Here is a 614-nt window from a genome sequence, read left to right on the forward strand (position 1 = left end):
CCGTTGCCCACTTGGAATACCGCTTGGCCGCCATCGGCATCGGTAATGGTTAAGGCGCCGCTGTCGGTTAAGGTTGGGTTGCTTGCATCTTCGGTGACCGCGCCGACATCATCGCCAGCAATCACTGGAATATCATTGGTACCGGTGATGGTGATCGTAACCGTGTGTTCAGTGCCATCGGCACTTAACACCACAAAGGTTTCAACCTTGGTTTCGCCTTCGCCCAGATACTGCACGTCCGCGTTCGCGACGTTGTAGATCCAGTTGCCGCTTGCATCAATGGCTAAAGTGCCCAGCGCGCCAACACTGGGCGTGCCGTTGCCCACTTGGAATACCGCTTGGCCGCCATCGGCATCGGTAATGGTTAAGGCGCCGCTGTCGGTTAAGGTTGGGTTGCTTGCATCTTCGGTGACCGCGCCGACATCATCGCCAGCAATCACTGGAATATCATTGGTACCGGTGATGGTGATCGTAACCGTGTGTTCAGTGCCATCGGCACTTAACACCACAAAGGTTTCAACCTTGGTTTCGCCTTCGCCCAGATACTGCACGTCCGCGTTCGCGACGTTGTAGATCCAGTTGCCGCTTGCATCAATGGCTAAAGTGCCCAGCGC

At 55.9% G+C, this 614-nt stretch carries 1 protein-coding gene; it reads right to left on the minus strand.

The genetic code is table 11. From position 1 onward, the window contains the following. Positions 1 to 614: VCBS domain-containing protein (locus tag ACRN9H_RS19665; RefSeq protein WP_432315888.1), on the minus strand; the 614-nt coding region annotated here is incomplete at both ends.

Source organism: Shewanella sp. MF08487 (genome assembly GCF_050848685.1).
Classification (GTDB): domain Bacteria; phylum Pseudomonadota; class Gammaproteobacteria; order Enterobacterales; family Shewanellaceae; genus Shewanella; species Shewanella glacialipiscicola.